The sequence below is a fragment of the Ramlibacter sp. G4-7 genome, from assembly GCF_057784995.1.
Genome location: NZ_JBYNTT010000022.1, coordinates 1 through 15,135 on the forward strand (window position 1 = coordinate 1; position 15,135 = coordinate 15,135).

The window sequence follows — 15,135 nt, forward strand, 5'->3', positions numbered from 1 at the left end:
GTGCCGCTTGATCTACAGCTCAGGCTCAGGTCCAAAGGGTGGCGACGGCGTACACCCGCTCCGCTCGGCTCTCGCCGAACTCTGGAAATTCAATCATGAACAATACAAGGGTGGCGCGGCGAAGCCGCGGACGGTGCGCGCCGCGAACCCCACCGTGCTTCACCCACCAGGAGATCCAGGCATGACGAGAACTTCCGTATTGCGTCGACGCACTTTCGTGGCGGGAGCCGGCGCTGCGCTGGCCCTGCCGTGGGCGGCGGCGCAAGGCACCTGGCCGACCAAGCCCGTGCGCTTCCTGGTGCCGTTCGCGCCGGGCGGGACCTCGGAGATCGTCGCGCGCTCGGTGGCCGCCGAACTGAGCAAGCAACTGGGCCAGAGCGTGTACGTGGAGAACAAGCCGGGCGGCGCCGGCGTGGTCGCGATGGCGGAAGCGGCGCACGCCCCGCCGGACGGGCACACCATCATCCTCGGGCACGTCGGCACCCTCGCCGTGAATCCCTATATGTTGGCGAACCAGCCGTACGACGTGAACAAGGACTTCGTGCCGGTCACGCTGCTGGCCAAGGTGCCCAACGTGTTCGTGATCCACCCGGACGTGCCGGCGAAGAACTTCAAGGAGTTCGTGGCGTACGCAAAGGCGAATCCGGGCAAGCTGAGCTACGGCTCCGCCGGCAACGCGAGCGCGGGGCACCTCGCCATGGAGTACCTGAAGCTGGTGACCGGCATGTACATCACGCACATCCCGTACCGCGGCACCGGCCCCCAGCTCACCGACCTGCTGGCCGGCCGCACGCAGGCTTCGTCAGCCGGCATGCCGGCGCTGGGCGCCCACATCCGTTCCGGCAAGCTGCGCGCGATCGCGGTCGGCACGCACCAGCGCATCCCCGCGCTGCCGGACGTGCCGACGGTGCAGGAGATGGGCTACAAGGACTTCGAGACCTCGCAGTGGTACGGCATCCTGGCGCCCGCCGGCACGCCGCCCGACATCGTCCGGCGGCTCCAGGAGGAGTCGCACAAGGCGCTGCGCTCCAGCGCCGTGACGGAGCGTTTCGCCACCGACAACGCCGTCGGCGGGGGCGGCCCGCCGCAGGAGTTCGCCGCCTTCATCGCGCGCGAGCAGACGATCTGGAAGGACATCGTCAAGCGAGCGCAGATCAAGGCGGATTGAGGCCGGCATCCTCCCGCCTTTGGCACTGCGGGCTTGACCCGCAATCCATGGCCCCGACCAGGTGTCGCAGGGATCCGGGGTCAGGCCCGGGACACCTTACCGGCCTTCCCCGTCACCGCTTTCCTCATCCCGCTCCCAGCCCGGTCCGCGGATGCTCGGATCGGAGTACACCGCATCCAGCGGGTAACGCACGCCGGCCAGGTAGTCCTCCACGCACTTGAGCACCAGCGGGCTGCGGTGGCGATCCGCCGTCGCGCGCAGTTCGTCCGGCGTCATCCACAGCGTCCGCACGATGCCATGGTCCAGCGGCCGGCCTTTCTCCTCCGCGACCAGTTCGCCGGTGAAGGCGAAACGCAGGTAGGTGATGTCCTCGCCGGTGGTGGAGCGCTGGAAGCGGGAGATGTAGACGCCCAGCAGCCCGGTGGGCCGGAAATGCCAGGCGGTTTCCTCCAGCGCCTCGCGCGCGCAGCCCTCGGCCGGCGTCTCGCCCGGGTCCAGGTGGCCGGCGGGATTGTTGATGCGCAATCCCTCCGACGTCTCTTCTTCGATCATCAGGAAGCGGCCGTCGCGCTCGATCACGGCGGCCACGGTGACGCTCGGTCGCCAACGGTTGTCCATGGTGCATTATCTTGTCCTTCAGCAGAATGGGGGCTCGCCAGGCTCCCCCCGCTCCATGCTCCGAACCGCTGCCGCCTTGCTCGCCACGCTCGCCGCCCTGCCTGCCGCGGCGCAATCCAGCCTGCCGCCCATCCAGGCGCCGGCGGCCGCCGCCAACCCCTACGGGCTGGCCGCGCTCTGGGCGCAGGGCGACATCGTTTCCCGCACCACCATCGTGCTGCTGGTGCTCATGTCGCTGGCGAGCTGGTACGTGCTGGTCGCCAAGCTGCTGGCGCAGTCGCGCATGGGAGGCCAGGGCCGCGTCGCCAACGAGCGTTTCTGGAAGGCCGACACGGTGCAGCAGGGGGCGGCGGCATTGCAGCCCGGCAGCCCTTACCGGTTCATCGCCGAGTCCGCGATCGAGGCGACGCGCAAGCACGACGGCCTCATCGGCAAGGTGGACCTGAACACCTGGGTGGCGCAAAGCATAGAACGCGCGGTGGGCACGGTGCACAGCCGCACGCAGGATGGCCTGGCCGTGCTGGCCACCGTGGGGTCCACCGCGCCCTTCGTCGGCCTGTTCGGCACGGTCTGGGGGATCTACAACGCGCTGGTGCGCATAGGCGCTTCGGGCCAGGCGTCCATCGACAAGGTGGCGGGGCCGGTGGGCGAGGCGTTGATCATGACCGCCATCGGGCTGGCCGTCGCCGTTCCCGCCGTGCTCGGCTACAACTGGCTGGTGCGCCGGAACAAGGTCGCCATGGACACCGTGCGCGCCTTCGGCTCGGACCTGCACACCGTGCTGCTCGCCACGGGCGGCAAGGGGGCCTGAGTTGGCCATCCAGTTCCGCGAGCCCGGGCAGGGCGAGGATGCGCTGATCGCCAGCATCAACACCACGCCGCTGGTGGACGTGATGCTGGTGCTGCTGATCATCTTCCTCATCACCATCCCGGTGGTGAACAGCACCGTCGCCGTCAACCTCCCGCGCGAGCAGAACCAGCAGCGCGATGCGCAGCAGGAAAACGTGATCGTCACCGTCGATGCGAGCGGCGGCACCTGGTGGTTCGAGACGCGCCTGCCCGATGGCGAAGCGCTGCGGCAACTGCTCGTGAAGATCTCGGCCATGCAACCGCAGCCCGAGCTGCACATCCGCGGCGACGTGCGCGCGGACTACGACGCGGTCGGCCGGGTGGTGCTCGCGGCGCAGCAGGCCGGCATCGCCCGCATCGGCTTCCTCACCGAACCACCGGCGCGCTGACATGCACATCCGCGCCGGCACCGAGGCGGAAGCCGAGCCCATCGTCGACATCAACACGACGCCGCTGGTGGACGTGCTGCTGGTGCTGATCGTGATGCTGATCATCACCATCCCGATCCAGCTGCAGGCCGTGAGCCTGGAGATGCCGGGACGCAATGCGCCGCGGCCGCCCGCGCCACCCGTGGTCGTGCAGCTCGACATCGATGCGGCCGGCCGCTTCCTGTGGAACGGCGAGCCGCTCGCGGACCGCGCCGCGCTGGAGACGAAGCTGCGCGACGCGGCCGCCCAGGCGCAACAGCCCGAGATCCACGTGCGTCCCGACCGCCGCGCGAAGTACGAGGCGGTGGCCGCGGCGCTGACCAGCGCCCAGCGGCAGAACCTGCAGAAGATCGGGATCGTGGGGATGGAGCAGTTCCAGTGAGGATGCAGGACGCGGCCGAACTCGTGCTGATGTGGGTCGTGGTGCCCTTGTGGATCCTCGCGGGCCTGGCGGACTGGTGGTGCCACCGCCGCACGGACATCGAGCGCACCAGCGGCAGGACGGAGAACGCCTTCCACTGGCTCCTGCTGGGGGAAGCCGGCATCGGCCTGCTGGCCGTGGCGCTGCTGGGGATCAACGCGGCCGTGCTGGTCCTGGTGTTCGCCGCTTTCCTGGCGCACGAGGCCACCACCTTCGTGGAACTGCACTACACGGTGCCGCGGCGGGAGGTGCGTCCCTTCGAGCAGATGGTGCACAGCTTCATGGAGATCCTGCCGCTGCTGGTGCTGGCGGTGGTGGCGGTCATGCAGTGGGACGAGGCGCTGGCGCTGTTCGATGCCGGCGCTGCGCCGGACTTCGCGCTGCGCGCCAAGAACCCGCCGTGGCCGGCAAGCTACCTGGGCGGCATGGCCATCGCGATCTTCGCGCTCAACGTCGTGCCGATGGCCGAAGAGGGTTGGCGCTGCTGGCGGGCGGGGCGGGCGTGAGGACGGCGCCAGGCCCCATCAGGAAGTCGCCTGCGACTTCCTGAGGTGAACGGCTAGGCGTCGTATTCCGGCGCGCCCTGGACCCACATGAAGGACTGCAGGTCGATCATGTCGCGCGCCTTGAAGCCGGGCTTGCGGTCCAGGTCGCGGCGCAGCACCGCGGCGAAGGTCAGCAGGTCCTGGTACTGCGGCCACGCCGGCAGGGTTCCGTGCTGCAGCGCGTAGCCGTACAGCTGTGCCGCCTTGCGCGTGGCGCGCGGCTTGAAGAACAGGTGCTTGTCCGGGCGCGCGATGAAGCCGAAGACGGTGGCCACCGGCCAGGTCAGGACACGGCTCTTGCGTTGCGGCAGGTCGGACAGCGCTTCGATCCAGTCGTTGAACCGGCGCTGCGGCGAGCCGTGGCCGTACAGGAAGGCATGCAGCTCGGTGGCGAACAGCCGGGCGCCGGCGGGCGTCTTCACCGCGTCCCGCAGAGCCATGCGCTCGAACGAGAACAGCAGGTTGGCGCGCGCCTCGATGCGCACCGCGGCATCCGAGATCGCGCGGAACTCGCCGCGTGCGAGCAGCTTGCGAAAGCTCGCGGGCGCGAGCTCCGTCTCCCACTCCAGGTGGGCGCGCTCCTTGTGCGAGCGCTCGGCGACGAGGTAGGTCTCGTCCTCGAATCCGTCGGGGTAGTAAAGCTCGAATTTTCGGCGGCACAAGGCCGCGCCGAGGTAGACCACGTTGGTGGCGCTGGCCCCGGCGAGGGGGAAAGGAAGGAAAGCAGCACGTGCCATCCGGCCAGTGTTCGGTAGAGATCAAGCTCAGCCGCGTCAGACAAGACGCCGCCGGCCTGTAGGACTCAGGCGGACGGCGCCAGACGCAGCTCGGCAATTTCAGATGGTGCACCGAGACGCTTGGGTGGACCCCAATATCCGGTCCCACGGCTGACGTAGATGCGCAAACGGCCGAGCTGATGCAGCCCGGCCGTATAAGGCTGCTGGAGCGGGACGAAGAAGGTCCAGGGCAGGAACTGGCCGCCGTGCGTGTGCCCGGACAGCTGCAGGTCGAAGCCCGCCAGCGCCGCGGCCGCCGCGGTGCGGGGCTGGTGCGCGAGCAGCACGCGCGGAGCGCCCTCGGGCGCGCCGGCGACCGCCGCGGCGGGGTCGCTGCGGTGCGCGGGATCGAAGTGGTGGCCGCCGTAATCGGTGACGCCTGCGAGCACCAGCGCGCTGCTGCCGTGCTGCAGCACCACGTGCTCGTTGTGCAGCACGCGGATGCCCAGGCGCTGCAGCTCCTCCACCCAGCCATGCACGCCGGAGTAGTACTCGTGGTTGCCCGTCACGAAGTACGTCCCGTGCCTTGCCTGCAGGCGGGCCAGCGGTGCGACATGCGCGCGCAGCTCGGCCACCGAACCATCGACGAGGTCGCCCGTGATCGCGACCACGTCGGGCTGCAGCGCGTTGACGCGGTCGACGATGGCTTGCAGGTAGTTGGCCTTGATGGTCGGGCCCACGTGGATGTCGCTGATCTGGACGATGCGAAAGCCCGCCAGCGCGGGCGGCAGCCCAGGCAGGGGCACGGTCACGCGTTTCACGCGCGCGGGCAGGCGCGCATTGAGGAAGCCGACGCCCGTGAACGCCAGGGCCAGCAGGGGCACGGCCACGGCGCTGGGCTCGCCCCACGCCGGCCCGCCGGCCAGGTGCAGCACGAGCAGCAGCAGGTCCCGCAGCGCGGTGAGGACGAACAGCGAGGAGAACAGGCCCATGCACAGCATGCCGATCCAGGTCAGCCGGTCGGCCGCGGGCGGACGCAACACACGGCGCGCCAGCAGGCCGGCGGGCACCAGGACGGCCGATGCAAGAAGCCAGGCGGCCAGCACCCAGCCGGCTGCGTCGGGCAGGGCAGGCACGAGCCGGGCGCCGATATAGAAATGGAGGGCCGCGGAAAGAGCGAGGACGGTGCCGAGGGACATGGTGGAGGCAGGTGCGCCGCCGGGCCAGAGCCCGGCGACGCTTGAAGGAACACATGTTAGGTGCGCAGCGGCCAGGCAGGCGGGGAGCTGGGGCGTTTCGCGCGCGAGCGGGCTTCCGAGTGGCCGAGGGACCCGACAAGCCTTCATGTAAGCTTGGGTTCAGCGCCAGAAGATCAACAGCTCGCCCCCTCGAGGAGAAGAGTCCATGCAAACCGCTGCTCCCGCCGCGCCGTCGGCGAGCGAACCCGCCGTTGCCGTCGCGCCGGCTCCGGCCCGGCCGCCCCTGCTGATCGGGGTCCCCAAGGAAACCGCGCCGGGCGAGAAACGTGTCGCCACCGTGCCCGAGGTGGTCGCCAAGCTGGTCAAGCTCGGTTTCGCCGTCGCGGTGGAAAGCGGCGCCGGCGATGCGGCCAACTTCGCCGACGACACCTACCGCGCCGTCGGCGCCGAGGTGGTGCCGTCCGCGGCGCAGCTCTGGTCGCGCGCGGACATCGTCTTCAAGGTGCGCCCGCCCACGCCGGAGGAAGTGCAGCTGCTGCGCGAAGGCGCCACGCTGATCGGCTTCATCTGGCCCGCGCAGAACCCCGGGCTCATGGAGCAGCTGGCGGCACGCCGCGTGACCGTGCTGGCGATCGACTCGCTGCCGCGCCAGCTCTCGCGCGCGCAGAAGATGGATGCGCTGACGTCCATGGCGGGCATCAGCGGCTACCGCGCCGTGATCGAGGCGGCCAATGCCTTCGGGCGCTTCTTCAACGGCCAGGTGACCGCCGCGGGCAAGATCCCGCCGGCGCGGGTGTTCATCGCGGGCGCGGGCGTGGCGGGCCTGTCGGCGATCGGAACGGCGGCCAACCTGGGCGCCGTCGTGCGCGCCAACGACACGCGCGCCGAGGTTGCCGACCAGGTGGTCTCGCTCGGCGGCGAATTCGTCAAGGTCGACTACGAGGAAGAAGGCTCGGGCGGCGGCGGCTATGCCAAGGTGATGAGCGAAGGCTTCCAGCAGGCGCAGCGCGACATGTACGCGCGCGAGGCCAAGGACGCCGACATCATCATCACGACCGCCCTGATCCCGGGCAAGCCGGCCCCCAAGCTGATCACGGCGGAGATGGTGCGCAGCATGAAGCCGGGCAGCGTGATCGTCGACATGGCCGCCGAGCAGGGCGGCAACTGCGAACTGACCGAGCCCGGCCAGGCCGTGGTCAAGCACGGCGTCACCATCGTCGGCTACACGGACCTGGTCAGCCGCCTGGCCAAGCAGTCGTCCACGCTCTATTCGAACAACCTGCTGCGCCTGACCGAGGAGCTGTGCAAGACCAAGGACGGCCGCATCGACGTCAACATGGACGACGACGCCATCCGGGGGCTGACCGTGATCAAGGAAGGCAACATCACCTGGCCGCCCCCGCCGCCCAAGATTCCGGCGGCGGCTGCCAAGCCCCGGCCGGCCGCGGTCGTCGCCGCGCCCAAGGGGCACGGCCACGGTGCGGGCGAACCCATGTCGCTGCAGTCGCTGGCCATCGTGTTCGGCGTCGGCGCAGTGCTGTTCCTGCTGGTGGGCCTGTACGCGCCCGCCGCCTTCCTGTCGCACTTCGTCGTGTTCGTGCTGGCCTGCTTCGTCGGCTACATGGTGGTGTGGAACGTGACGCCCTCGCTGCACACGCCGCTCATGAGCGTGACCAACGCCATCTCCTCGATCATCGCCATCGGCGCGCTGATCCAGGTGGCGCCGCCGCTGGCCGACGGGGGCGCCAACCGGCCGAACCTGCTGATCCTGGGCATGGCCGTGCTCGCTCTCGCGCTCACGGCCGTCAACATGTTCGGCGGCTTCGCGGTCACGCGGCGCATGCTGGCCATGTTCCGCAAGTAAGCAGGAGACGCCCATGAACGCAAACCTTGCCACCGTCTCCTACATCGGTTCCACCATCCTGTTCATCCTGAGCCTGGGCGGCCTGTCGAACCCCGAGACCGCGCGCCGCGGCAACGTGTTCGGCATGATCGGCATGGCCATCGCCGTGCTGGCCACGGTGTTCAGCCCGCGCGTCACGCCCACCGGCTATGCCTACATCATCGCGGCGCTGGTCGTCGGCGGCGCCGTCGGCCTCTTCGCCGCGAAGAAGGTGCAGATGACGCAGATGCCCGAGCTGGTCGCGCTGATGCACAGCCTGGTCGGCCTGGCCGCCTGCCTGGTCGGCTTCGCCAGCTACGTCGACACGTCCACCGTCTTTCCGACGCCGGCCGAGAAGTCCATCCACGAGGTGGAGATCTACATCGGCATCCTGATCGGCGCCATCACCTTCTCCGGTTCCCTCATCGCCTTCGGCAAGCTCTCCGGCAAGATCGGCGGCAAGCCCGTGCTGCTGCCCGGGCGGCACCTGCTCAACCTGGCCGGCCTGCTGATCGTGATCTGGTTCGGCCGCGTCTTCCTGCACGCGGAGACGATCGAGGCGGGCATGACACCGCTGATCGTGATGACCATCGTCGCCCTGCTGTTCGGGGTGCACATGGTGATGGCCATCGGCGGCGCCGACATGCCGGTGGTGGTCTCCATGCTCAATAGCTATTCGGGCTGGGCCGCGGCGGCCACCGGCTTCATGCTGAGCAACGACCTGCTGATCGTGGTGGGCGCGCTGGTGGGCTCCTCGGGCGCCATCCTGTCGTACATCATGTGCCGCGCGATGAACCGCAACTTCCTGAGCGTGATCGCCGGCGGCTTCGGCACCGGCGGCGGCGCCCCGGCGGCCAAGGGCGACGCGTCCGAACCGGCCGGCGAGGTGTCGCCGATCAGCGCGGTCGAGACGGCGGAGCTGCTGCGCGAATCCAAGAGCGTCATCATCGTGCCCGGCTACGGCATGGCGGTGGCGCAGGCGCAGCACACGGTGTTCGAGATCACCAAGCAGCTGCGTGAAATGGGCGTCAAGGTGCGCTTCGGCATCCACCCCGTGGCCGGCCGCATGCCGGGCCACATGAACGTGCTGCTCGCCGAGGCCAAGGTGCCGTACGACATCGTGCTGGAGATGGACGAGATCAACCAGGACTTCCCGGAGACGGACGTGGCCATGGTGATCGGCGCCAACGACATCGTGAATCCGGCCGCTCAGGAAGATCCCACCAGTCCCATCGCGGGCATGCCGGTGCTCGAAGTGTGGAAGGCCAAGAACTCCATCGTCATGAAGCGCAGCATGGCGTCCGGCTACGCCGGCGTGGACAATCCGCTCTTCTACAAGGACAACAACCGCATGCTGTTCGGCGACGCCAAGAAGATGCTGGACGAGGTGCGGGCCGCGCTGAAACCATAAGAAAAGAACAGGAGACAAGAGGCATGAACAACCGCCCGTGGCTGGCCGCCTACCCGCAAGGCGTGCCCGCGGACATCGAAGCCGTGCAGTACCACTCGCTGGTGCAGGTCATGGAGGAGAGCTTCACCAAGTACGCGGCGCGCACCGCCTATGCCTTCATGGGCAAGGAAGTGAGCTTCGGCGAAACGGACTCCCTCAGCCGCGCATTCGCCGCCTACCTGCAGGGCCTCGGCCTGGCCAAGGGCGACCGGGTCGCGATCATGATGCCCAACGTGCCGCAGTACCCGGTGGCCGTGGCGGCCATCCTGCGCGCAGGCTTCGTCGTGGTGAACGTCAACCCGCTGTACACGCCGCGCGAGCTGGAGCACCAGCTCAAGGACTCGAGCTCCAAGGTCATCGTCATCATCGAGAACTTCGCCAACACGCTGCAGCAGTGCATCGCGGCGACGCCGGTCAAGCACGTGGTGCTGGCGACCATGGGCGACATGCTCGGCGGCCTGAAGGGCTCGCTGGTCAACTACGTGGTGCGCAAGGTCAAGAAGATGGTGCCGGCCTACAACCTGCCCGGCGCCGTGAAGTTCAGGGACGCGATCGACCGCGGCCAGCGCGGCACGCTGCGCAAGCCCGAGATCAAGCCCGACGACGTGGCGGTGCTGCAGTACACGGGCGGCACCACCGGCGTGTCCAAGGGCGCCGTGCTCCTGCATCGCAACGTCATCGCCAACGTCCTGCAGTCCGAGACCTGGAACAAGCCGGCGATGGACAAGGTGCCCGCCGGCGAGCAGCCCACGGGCATCTGCGCGCTGCCGCTGTACCACATCTTCGCCTTCACGGTCGGGATGATGCTGTCGCTGCGCACGGGCGCCAAGCTGATCCTGATCCCCAACCCGCGCGACCTGCCCGCCGTGCTCAAGGAACTCTCGAAGTACAAGTTCCACACCTTTCCGGCAGTCAACACGCTGTTCAACGGCCTGGCCAACCACCCGGACTTCGGCAAGGTCGACTGGTCCAACCTGAAGGTGTCGGTGGGCGGCGGCATGGCGGTGCAGGGCGCCGTGGCCAAGCTGTGGCTGGAAAAGACGGGCTGCCCGATCTGCGAGGGTTACGGCCTGTCGGAGACCTCGCCCTCGGCGAGCTGCAACCCCGTGACCAGCACCGAGTTCACCGGCACCATCGGCGTGCCGCTGCCCTCCACGCTGATGAAGTGCATCGACGACAACGGCATCGAGGTGCCGCTTGGCCAGCCAGGCGAGATCGCGATCAAGGGCCCGCAGGTGATGGCCGGGTACTGGCAGCGCCCGGACGAGACCGCGAAGGTCATGACGGCCGACGGCTTCTTCAAGAGCGGCGACATCGGCGTCATGGACGAGCGAGGCTACTTCCGGATCGTCGACCGCAAGAAGGACATGGTCCTGGTCTCCGGCTTCAACGTCTACCCGAACGAGGTGGAAGACGTGGTGATGCAACTGACCGGCGTGGCCGAATGCGCCGTGGTGGGGGTTCCCGACGAGAAGACCGGCGAGGCCGTCAAGCTGGTGATCGTCAAGCGCGACCCGGCCCTGTCCGAGGACAAGGTCAAGGAGTTCTGCCGCGCCAACCTCACCGGCTACAAGCAGCCCCGCGTGATCGAATTCCGCACCGACCTGCCGAAGACGCCAGTGGGCAAGATCCTGCGCCGGGAGCTGCGGGACAAGCGCTGAAAAGGACGGGCATCCGGACGCCAGGGGCGTGGAAGAAAACCTTCTGGAGTTTTCCTCGGCCCTTTTGCGTCCTTTGCCCGGTTCTTGCGCCCCCTGAGTCCGGTTGTCCGGTCCGCGGGCGTGATTCCTGCTGTCCCGGCCGTGATCCGAGTGCTTTTCCCCTGATGACAAGCCGCTGAGCCAGCGGACAATCGCGCCCCATGTTCCGTTTCATCCTGACCCGCCTGTCGCTGGTCATCCCGACCTTCTTCGGGATGACGCTGCTGGCGTTCTTCCTGATCCGGCTGGTGCCCGGCGACCCCATCGAGACGATGGCCGGCGAGCGCGGCATCGACGCGGCGCGGCATGCCAAGCTGGTGCAGGAGTACGGGTTCGACAAGCCCGTGCTGACGCAGTACGGCATCTACATCGCCCGCGTGCTGCAGGGCGACCTGGGCAAATCGATCATCACGCAGGAGCCGGTGATCCGCGAGTTCGGGGCGCTGTTCCCGGCGACCATCGAGCTGGCCCTGTGCGCCATCCTGTTCGCGCTGCTGCTGGGCATCCCGGCCGGCATCGTGGCGGCCGTGCGGCGCAATTCGGTGTTCGACCACGGCGTCATGGCCACCTCGCTCACCGGCTACTCCATGCCGATCTTCTGGTGGGGGCTGCTGCTGATCCTGCTGTTCTCGGTGCAGCTGGGGCTGACTCCGGTGTCGGGACGGCTCGCGGTGCAGTACTTCATCGAGCCGAAGACCGGCTTCCTGCTGATCGACTCGCTGCTGTCCGACGACAAGGGCGCCTTCTGGTCGGCGCTCCAGCACCTGATCCTGCCCACCATCGTGCTCGGCACCAACCCGCTGGCCGTGGTCGCGCGGATGACGCGCTCCGCCATGCTGGAGGTGCTGGGCGAGGACTACATCCGCACCGCGCGCGCCAAGGGCCTGCCGCCGCTGCGCGTGATCGGCGTGCACGCGCTGCGCAATGCGCTGATCCCCGTGGTCACGGTGATCGGCCTGCAGGTCGGCGTGCTCTTCACCGGCGCCATCCTGACCGAGACCATCTTTTCCTGGCCCGGCGTCGGCAAGTGGCTGATCGAGGCGATCAACCGGCGCGACTATCCCGTGCTGCAGGGCGGCATGCTGCTGCTGGGGGTCGTGGTCATGACCGTGAACCTGCTGGTGGACCTGACCTACGGCTTCATCAACCCCCGCATCCGGCAAGGAGGGCATTGAGATGGCCGCCGTGCTTCCCCCCTCCGCGCCGGTGAACCAGGCGCCACCCGGCCCCTGGCGCGAGTTCTGGATCTCGTTCTCGGCCAACCGCGGCGCGGTCGCGGGGCTGGTGGTGGTCGGCTTCCTGCTGCTGCTCGCGCTGTTCGCGCCCTGGGTCGCGCCGCACGCGCCGGACCTGACCAACAGCGCCGTCTTCCTCAAGCCGCCGGCTTGGCAGCAGGGCGGCAGCTGGCAGTACCCGCTGGGCACGGACGCGATCGGCCGCGACATCCTCTCGCGGCTGATCTGGGGCTCGCGCCTGTCGCTGTCCATCGGCATCGCGGTCGTCATGATCTCGGTGGCGGCGGGCATCGCGCTGGGCCTGATCGCCGGCTTCGCGCGCGGCGTGACCGAGATCGCGATCATGCGGCTGATGGACATCGTCCTGACGCTGCCCAGCCTGCTGCTGGCGATCGTGATCGTGGCGATCCTGGGCCCCGGGTTGGTGAACGCGATGCTGGCCGTCGCCGTCGTGGTGCTGCCGCACTACGTGCGCATCACGCGCGCCTCCGTCATCGCCGAGATCTCGCGCGACTACGTGACCGCCGCGCGCGTGGGCGGCGCCGGCACGCTGCGCCTCATGTTCAGCGAGGTGCTGCCCAATTGCGCGGCGCCGCTGATCGTGCAGGCCTCGCTGGGCGTGTCCACCGCCATCCTGGACGCCGCCGCGCTCGGCTTCTTGGGCCTGGGCGCCCAGCCGCCCTCCCCCGAGTGGGGCACCATGCTCGCCGACGCGCGCGAGTTCGTCCTGCGCGCCTGGTGGGTCGTCACCTTCCCCGGCCTGATGATCCTGGCCGCCGTGCTGGCCTTCAACCTGCTGGGCGATGGACTGCGGGACGCGTTGGACCCGAAGTTGAAGCGATGAGAAACAGCCTTTCCGCATGACCACACCTCTCCTGGAAATCGAAGACCTCCACGTCGACTTCCCCACGCAGGGCAGCGTCATGCATGCCGTCGATGGCGTGAGCCTCACGGTGGAGCAGGGGGAGGTGCTGGGGATCGTGGGCGAGTCGGGCTCGGGCAAGAGCGTGACCATGATGGCCCTGATGGGGCTCATCGCTTATCCCGGGCGGGTGCGGGCGAAGACGCTGCGCTTCCTGGGCCACGACCTGCTGGGCATCTCCGACAAGGAGCGGCGGCGCCTGGTGGGCAAGGACATGGCCATGATCTTCCAGGAGCCGACCACCAGCCTGAACCCCTGCTTCACCATCGGCTACCAGCTGGTGGAAGCGCTTGTCCAGCACTCGCCGCTGGACAAGCGCAACGCCCAGCGGCATGCCATCGAGCTGCTGGAACAAGTCGGCATCCCCGCCGCGGCCCAGCGCATGAACGACTACCCGCACCAGCTCTCGGGCGGCATGAACCAGCGCGTGATGATCGCGATGGCCATCTCCTGCAACCCGCGCCTGCTGATCGCGGACGAGCCGACCACCGCGCTGGACGTCACCATCCAGGCGCAGATCCTGGACCTGTTGCGCAATCTCCAGCAGGAGCGCGGCATGGCCCTGGTGCTGATCACGCACAACATGGGGGTGGTCAGCGAGATGGCCCAGCGCATCGCCGTGATGTACGCCGGGCAGGTGATGGAGCAGCAGCGGGTGGACACGCTGTTCGCCAGCCCGCAGCACCCGTACACCGAGGCGCTCCTGGCGGCGCTGCCGGAGCAGGGCGAGGCCGGCCACCGGCTCGCCACCATCCCCGGCGTGGTGCCCGGCGTGTTCGACCGTCCGGGCGGCTGCTTGTTCGCGCCGCGCTGCGCCTATGCCACGGCGCACTCGCAAGCGGTGCGGCCGCCGCTGCGCGCGTGGAAGGGCGGCCAGGTGCGCTGCCACTATCCGCTGGGCGACCCCTCGCGGCAGCAACGCATCGCGCAGGACGGGCCGCTGGGCGTGGAGGCGGCGGCATGAGCCGGGTCGTCGTCGAAGCGAAGGGCCTGCGCAAGGTCTACCCCATCCGCCGCGGCATGTTCCGCGAGCCGGCGCAGCTGCAGGCCGTCGGCGGCGTCTCCTTCACCCTGGAAGAAGGCAAGACGCTGGCGGTGGTCGGCGAATCCGGCTGCGGCAAGTCCACGCTCGCCCGCATGGTGGCCCTGATCGAGAAGCCCACCGAGGGCTCCCTGGTGCTGGACGGAACGGACGCGGTGCACACGCCCGCCGCCGACCGCCGGCGCCTGCGCCAGGCGGTGCAGCTGGTGTTCCAGAATCCGTACGGTTCGCTCAACCCGCGCAAGAAGATCTCCGCGGTGCTGGAGGCGCCGCTGGAGATCAACACCGAGCTCCAACCCGCCGAGCGCGCCGAGCGCGCGCGCGCCATGCTGCAACAGGTCGGCCTGCGCCCCGAGTACGCCAACCGCTATCCGCACATGTTCTCGGGCGGCCAGCGGCAGCGCATCGCGATCGCGCGGGCGCTGATGCCCGGCCCCAAGCTGGTGGTGGCCGACGAGCCGGTGTCGGCGCTGGACGTGTCGATCCAGGCGCAGGTGCTCAACCTGCTGGCGGACCTGCAGCAGCAGTTCCGGCTCGCCTACCTGTTCATCTCGCACGACCTGGCCGTCGTGCGCCACATCGCGCACGACGTGCTGGTGATGTACCTGGGGCACGTGATGGAGCAGGGCCCCAAGCCGCGCATCTTCGCGCAGCCGCTGCATCCCTACACGCATGCGCTGCTGGCGTCCACGCCCGGCATCGGCCCGCGCAGCCGCAAGCGCATCGTGCTGCAGGGCGAACTGCCCTCACCGCTGCATCCGCCCGCGGGCTGCGTGTTCTCCAGCCGGTGTCCTTACGCGCAGGAGGTCTGCCGTCGCGAGCGGCCGCTGCCCCGGCCCGTGGACGGCCGGCTGGTGGCCTGTCACTTCGCGGACGACTTCTTCGCCAAGGGTTTCCCCGAAGAGGCGGTTGACCATAATGCAAGCCTTCCCGGCTGAGCCGGACCCACGACAACAGGAG

At 68.9% G+C, this 15,135-nt stretch carries 15 protein-coding genes; 12 read left to right on the forward strand and 3 right to left on the reverse strand.

The features are described from left to right. Window positions 1–181: 181 nt before the first annotated feature. Window positions 182–1,168, forward strand: coding sequence for a Bug family tripartite tricarboxylate transporter substrate binding protein (locus tag AC3EGR_RS22675; protein ID WP_488548794.1), 987 nt, complete (start codon window positions 182–184; stop codon window positions 1,166–1,168). A 96-nt stretch (window positions 1,169–1,264) separates the two neighbouring features. On the opposite strand, the gene AC3EGR_RS22680 is transcribed toward AC3EGR_RS22675, so the two are convergent. Next, window positions 1,265–1,786 carry an NUDIX hydrolase gene (locus tag AC3EGR_RS22680; RefSeq protein WP_488548795.1) on the reverse strand — a complete coding sequence of 174 codons (522 nt, stop codon included), beginning with the start codon at window positions 1,784–1,786 and terminating at the stop codon, window positions 1,265–1,267. Between the two features lie 55 nt (window positions 1,787–1,841). On the opposite strand from AC3EGR_RS22680, the gene AC3EGR_RS22685 reads away from it, so the two are divergent. Genes AC3EGR_RS22685 through AC3EGR_RS22700 form a run of 4 tightly spaced genes read left to right on the forward strand, consistent with a single transcriptional unit; the run spans window position 1,842 to window position 3,990 of the window. Next, complete coding sequence (locus AC3EGR_RS22685) at window positions 1,842–2,597, forward strand: MotA/TolQ/ExbB proton channel family protein (protein ID WP_488548796.1); 756 nt, start codon at window positions 1,842–1,844, stop codon at window positions 2,595–2,597. Between the two features lies 1 nt (window position 2,598). Beyond that, window positions 2,599–3,024, forward strand: coding sequence for an ExbD/TolR family protein (locus AC3EGR_RS22690; protein ID WP_488548797.1), 426 nt, complete (start codon window positions 2,599–2,601; stop codon window positions 3,022–3,024). Window position 3,025: 1 nt separating this feature from the next. Beyond that, window positions 3,026–3,445: an ExbD/TolR family protein gene (locus AC3EGR_RS22695; RefSeq protein WP_488548798.1), complete on the forward strand. Its 420-nt coding sequence runs from the start codon at window positions 3,026–3,028 to the stop codon at window positions 3,443–3,445. Between the two features lie 2 nt (window positions 3,446–3,447). Then, window positions 3,448–3,990 carry a diguanylate cyclase gene (locus tag AC3EGR_RS22700; protein WP_488548854.1) on the forward strand — a complete coding sequence of 181 codons (543 nt, stop codon included), beginning with the start codon at window positions 3,448–3,450 and terminating at the stop codon, window positions 3,988–3,990. Between the two features lie 53 nt (window positions 3,991–4,043). On the opposite strand, the gene AC3EGR_RS22705 is transcribed toward AC3EGR_RS22700, so the two are convergent. Then, on the reverse strand, window positions 4,044–4,766 hold the full coding sequence (locus AC3EGR_RS22705) for a hypothetical protein (RefSeq protein ID WP_488548799.1): 723 nt from the start codon (window positions 4,764–4,766) through the stop codon (window positions 4,044–4,046). A 65-nt stretch (window positions 4,767–4,831) separates the two neighbouring features. Continuing rightward, window positions 4,832–5,944 (reverse strand): metallophosphoesterase, encoded by a 1,113-nt coding sequence (locus AC3EGR_RS22710; RefSeq protein WP_488548800.1) that lies wholly within the window; start codon window positions 5,942–5,944, stop codon window positions 4,832–4,834. Between the two features lie 205 nt (window positions 5,945–6,149). On the opposite strand from AC3EGR_RS22710, the gene AC3EGR_RS22715 reads away from it, so the two are divergent. From AC3EGR_RS22715 to AC3EGR_RS22745, 7 genes are all read left to right on the forward strand, one after another. Continuing rightward, window positions 6,150–7,808, forward strand: coding sequence for a Re/Si-specific NAD(P)(+) transhydrogenase subunit alpha (locus tag AC3EGR_RS22715; RefSeq protein WP_488548801.1), 1,659 nt, complete (start codon window positions 6,150–6,152; stop codon window positions 7,806–7,808). A gap of 13 nt (window positions 7,809–7,821) precedes the next feature. Then, window positions 7,822–9,237 (forward strand): Re/Si-specific NAD(P)(+) transhydrogenase subunit beta, encoded by a 1,416-nt coding sequence (pntB, locus tag AC3EGR_RS22720; RefSeq protein WP_488548802.1) that lies wholly within the window; start codon window positions 7,822–7,824, stop codon window positions 9,235–9,237. A 23-nt stretch (window positions 9,238–9,260) separates the two neighbouring features. Continuing rightward, a complete protein-coding gene (locus AC3EGR_RS22725) occupies window positions 9,261–10,937 on the forward strand; it encodes a long-chain-fatty-acid--CoA ligase (RefSeq protein ID WP_488548803.1) in 1,677 nt (558 codons plus the stop codon). 200 nt (window positions 10,938–11,137) lie between these two features. Further along, window positions 11,138–12,151 (forward strand): ABC transporter permease subunit, encoded by a 1,014-nt coding sequence (locus AC3EGR_RS22730; protein WP_488548804.1) that lies wholly within the window; start codon window positions 11,138–11,140, stop codon window positions 12,149–12,151. Window position 12,152: 1 nt separating this feature from the next. Then, a complete protein-coding gene (locus tag AC3EGR_RS22735) occupies window positions 12,153–13,055 on the forward strand; it encodes an ABC transporter permease subunit (RefSeq protein WP_488548805.1) in 903 nt (300 codons plus the stop codon). A 16-nt stretch (window positions 13,056–13,071) separates the two neighbouring features. Next, complete coding sequence (locus AC3EGR_RS22740; protein WP_488548806.1) at window positions 13,072–14,097, forward strand: ABC transporter ATP-binding protein; 1,026 nt, start codon at window positions 13,072–13,074, stop codon at window positions 14,095–14,097. After that, window positions 14,094–15,113, forward strand: coding sequence for a dipeptide ABC transporter ATP-binding protein (locus AC3EGR_RS22745; protein ID WP_488548807.1), 1,020 nt, complete (start codon window positions 14,094–14,096; stop codon window positions 15,111–15,113). The genes AC3EGR_RS22740 and AC3EGR_RS22745 overlap by 4 nt, the downstream gene beginning before the upstream one ends. Window positions 15,114–15,135 lie beyond the last annotated feature (22 nt).

Coding starts and splice junctions, on each gene's coding strand:
- AC3EGR_RS22675 (WP_488548794.1), top strand. CDS start 182: ATGACGAGAACTTCCGTATTGCGTCGACGCACTTTCGTGGCGGGAGCC.
- pntB (WP_488548802.1), top strand. CDS start 7,822: ATGAACGCAAACCTTGCCACCGTCTCCTACATCGGTTCCACCATCCTG.
- AC3EGR_RS22680 (WP_488548795.1), bottom strand. CDS start 1,786: ATGGACAACCGTTGGCGACCGAGCGTCACCGTGGCCGCCGTGATCGAG.
- AC3EGR_RS22705 (WP_488548799.1), bottom strand. CDS start 4,766: ATGGCACGTGCTGCTTTCCTTCCTTTCCCCCTCGCCGGGGCCAGCGCC.
- AC3EGR_RS22715 (WP_488548801.1), top strand. CDS start 6,150: ATGCAAACCGCTGCTCCCGCCGCGCCGTCGGCGAGCGAACCCGCCGTT.
- AC3EGR_RS22730 (WP_488548804.1), top strand. CDS start 11,138: ATGTTCCGTTTCATCCTGACCCGCCTGTCGCTGGTCATCCCGACCTTC.
- AC3EGR_RS22740 (WP_488548806.1), top strand. CDS start 13,072: ATGACCACACCTCTCCTGGAAATCGAAGACCTCCACGTCGACTTCCCC.
- AC3EGR_RS22725 (WP_488548803.1), top strand. CDS start 9,261: ATGAACAACCGCCCGTGGCTGGCCGCCTACCCGCAAGGCGTGCCCGCG.
- AC3EGR_RS22710 (WP_488548800.1), bottom strand. CDS start 5,944: ATGTCCCTCGGCACCGTCCTCGCTCTTTCCGCGGCCCTCCATTTCTAT.
- AC3EGR_RS22745 (WP_488548807.1), top strand. CDS start 14,094: ATGAGCCGGGTCGTCGTCGAAGCGAAGGGCCTGCGCAAGGTCTACCCC.
- AC3EGR_RS22735 (WP_488548805.1), top strand. CDS start 12,153: ATGGCCGCCGTGCTTCCCCCCTCCGCGCCGGTGAACCAGGCGCCACCC.
- AC3EGR_RS22700 (WP_488548854.1), top strand. CDS start 3,448: ATGCAGGACGCGGCCGAACTCGTGCTGATGTGGGTCGTGGTGCCCTTG.
- AC3EGR_RS22695 (WP_488548798.1), top strand. CDS start 3,026: ATGCACATCCGCGCCGGCACCGAGGCGGAAGCCGAGCCCATCGTCGAC.
- AC3EGR_RS22685 (WP_488548796.1), top strand. CDS start 1,842: ATGCTCCGAACCGCTGCCGCCTTGCTCGCCACGCTCGCCGCCCTGCCT.